This is a genomic window from Actinomycetes bacterium (genome assembly GCA_022599915.1).
GTDB lineage: Bacteria > Actinomycetota > Actinomycetes > S36-B12.
Genome location: JAHZLH010000011.1, coordinates 1 through 3,155, shown reverse-complemented (window position 1 = coordinate 3,155; position 3,155 = coordinate 1). Strand labels below are relative to the sequence as shown.

Genomic DNA, 3,155 nt, shown 5'->3' with positions numbered 1-3,155 from the left:
GCCGACGACCCGCAGTTGGCGGTAGACGATAGTGGCGACGTGATCGCCATGGTGTGGTCCTACTTCGGCAAGCGAGGACTTGATTCTCGGTACACCCGCGACGGTGGCGCAACCTGGACCGACTTCGACCCCGGTGGCACCGGCGAAGAGGGTCAGTCGCCACACGTGGCGGTGAGCGGCGACGGCCAGACCTTCTCTTATGCGTGGGCATCGTGGCAGGACGGCAAGGCGGCTTATGAGTCGCGCTACTCCACCGATGGCGGCGCCAGCTGGTCACCCGAGAAGCAGATGTCGAAACCGGTGAACTCCGTCGGGGACTCCGCGACGGCGGTGAGCGGCACCGGGAATCGGATCGCCTTTGTCTGGACGTGGGATGCGGGTTCCGCTAACTCCACGGTGCAGGCCCGCTACAGCCGCAACCAAGGAAGCAAATGGACCAAGGTGAACCTGTCCGGGTCCAGTGCGGTGAAGAAACTGAAGGTGAAGGGCTCGTCGATCACCCGCAGTTCTGCGACGGTGACCTGGAAGAAACCGGCCACCATCGACAGCAATGGGGTCAAGAAGTATCAGGTGCGCTACAAAGCGGGCAAGAACGGCGACTGGAAGAAATGGAAGTCCGCCACTCCGAAGAAGCTGAAGATCAAGAAGGGCAAGTACGCCAAGAAGCTCACCAAGTTGAAGGCTGACCGCAACTACGTCGTCCAGGTACGCAGCAAGAACTCGATCGGCCCCGGGGGTGTGGCTGTTCCGGTAGTAGCCGCCACTGCCAAGTAACGAGCAGCCGATCGATACGACCGCTCCCGCCAGCGCTGGGTGGCCCTAACTGTTGACCACCCGCGCTGAACGCCGGCGCGGCTGAGGTCAGCCGTGGGTCGGGAAGCCCAGGTTGATGCCACCGTGAGCGGGATCGGGCCACCGACTGGTGATGACTTTGCCGCGGGTGAAGAAGTGGAACCCTTCGGTGCCGTGGGCGTGGGTATCGCCGAACAGTGACGCTTTCCAGCCACCGAACGAGTAGTAGGCCATCGGCACCGGAATCGGCACGTTCACCCCGATCATGCCCACCTGCACCTCGTTGGTGAACTTGCGGGCCGCACCACCGTCGCAAGTGAACACTGCAGTGCCGTTGCCGTAGGGGTGGGAGTTGATTAACTCCATACCCTCTTCGAACGATTCCACCCGGACCACCGACAGCACCGGCCCGAAGATTTCGTCGTTGTAAATGCTCATCTGCGGAGTCACTTTGTCGAACAACGTGGGTCCCAGCCAAAAGCCAGCAGCGGCTCCGTCAGGTTGCACCTGCCGGCCGTCCACCACCAACTCCGCACCCTCGGCCACACCAGCATCCACGTAGCCCGCCACCTTGTCCCGGTGGACTTCGGTAACCAGTGGACCCATATCGCAGCCACGGCGACCATCACCGGTGCGTAGCGTGGCCATCCGCTCGGCGATGGCGCTGATGAGAGCATCGGCGATCGGTTCCACCGCTACCACCACCGAGATCGCCATACAGCGTTCGCCAGCGGAACCGAACCCGGCGTTAACGGCTGAATCCGCAGTCAGGTCCAGGTCGGCGTCCGGCAGCACCAGCATGTGGTTCTTCGCCCCACCGAGCGCTTGCACCCGCTTGCCATGGGAAGTGCCAGTTTCGTAAACGTACTTCGCGATCGGGGTGGACCCGACGAAACTGATCGAGGCGACGTCGGGGTGGGTGAGCAGCGCGTCCACCGCCACTTTGTCGCCATGCACCACGTTGAACACTCCGGCGGGCAGACCGGCCTGCCGCCACAGGTCCGCGATCAGCATGATCGCCGACGGGTCCTTTTCCGACGGTTTCACGATGACGGTATTCCCAGCGGCGATCGCGATCGGAAAGAACCACATCGGCACCATCGCGGGGAAGTTGAACGGCGAGATGACGCCGACGACCCCTAACGGCTGCCGCAGTGAGTGCACATCCACCCCAGTGGACACCTGTTCGGAGAAGCCACCTTTGAGCAGATGGGCGTTGCCGCAGGCGAACTCCACCACCTCCAGACCGCGGGTGACTTCACCCAGCGCATCAGACAGCACTTTCCCGTGCTCGGCGGTGATCAACGCGGCGATCTCCTCTTTGTGGGAGTTCAGCAGTTCGCGGAAGTTGAACATCACCTGCATCCGCTTGGTGAGGGTAGATTTGCCCCACTCGGTGTCGAAGGCATGCTTGGCGGCCGCGATCGCGTCGGCCATCACCTCACCAGAAGCGAAGTCCACCTGTTTGGTGACCTCACCGGTCGCCGGGTCGTAGACGTCCCCTTGCCGCTCGGCAGTACCGCTCCACTCCGCGCCACCAATCCAATGCGTGACAGTCGTCATCGCGTCCTCCTCCTTCTCGGGCCGCTCACCTGCGGCCGGACTTGTGCTGGCGCCGCAGCGGGCGCCGGTGGTCAACTATCGAATCCCAGACCCAGTCGATCCAGGGTGCGCAGCCACAGGTCTCGTTCGCCGCCACGTTCGTCGGCACGGGCCAACGAGTTTCGGGTCAGGTCGATCACCCATTGCCGCATCGGCTCCGGTGGGAACGGCAGCGGTTTGCCACGCACCATTCGCAGTCGGGTGCGTTCGGTGTCAGCGCCGGCCAACAGATCCAGCAGCACGTCGGCGCCGAATCGGGATGCGCCGACTCCTAGTCCCGTCCAACCGGCGACATAGGCGACCCGACCGCCGTGAGCGGTGCCCCAGAACGCGGTGAACCGGGAACAAGTGTCGATCGCGCCCGCCCAGGTGTATTCGACTGGGACATCAACTAACTGCGGGAAGGTGTCGTGCATATGTTGCACGAGTCGGGCGGTCAGGAAGTCGTCGTGTTCCAGTGAGGAGCCCGGTCGCTCGCCGCGGGCGTAGACCGCGTCGTAGCCGCCCCACAGCAGTCGGTTGTCGTCGGTGAGGCGGTAGTAGTGGAACTGGTTGCCGGCATCGCCCACCCCTTGTCGACCGGTCCAGCCGATGTCGGCCAGCACCTCGTCGGGGATGGGGGCAGTGGCGACGACATGGTCGAACACCGGCACCACGAACTGCGAAATCCGTTTCAGCAACGGCGTGTGGGCGGCGGTAGTCAGCGCGACTTTGTCGGCGTTGACGCTGCCAGACAAGGTGCTGACCTGCACCCGTCCCTG

At 63.6% G+C, this 3,155-nt stretch carries 3 protein-coding genes; 1 reads left to right on the top strand and 2 read right to left on the bottom strand.

Annotated features, from left to right (window positions below; translation table 11 throughout):
* Positions 1-774 (top strand): fibronectin type III domain-containing protein (locus K0U62_02175; protein MCH9800324.1); only part of this gene is annotated, 774 nt, incomplete at its 5' end.
* A gap of 87 nt (positions 775-861) precedes the next feature.
* On the opposite strand, the gene K0U62_02170 is transcribed toward K0U62_02175, so the two are convergent.
* On the bottom strand, positions 862-2,355 hold the full coding sequence (locus tag K0U62_02170; protein MCH9800323.1) for a CoA-acylating methylmalonate-semialdehyde dehydrogenase: 1,494 nt from the start codon (positions 2,353-2,355) through the stop codon (positions 862-864).
* A gap of 71 nt (positions 2,356-2,426) precedes the next feature.
* Positions 2,427-3,155 (bottom strand): FAD-binding oxidoreductase (locus K0U62_02165; protein MCH9800322.1); only part of this gene is annotated, 729 nt, incomplete at its 5' end.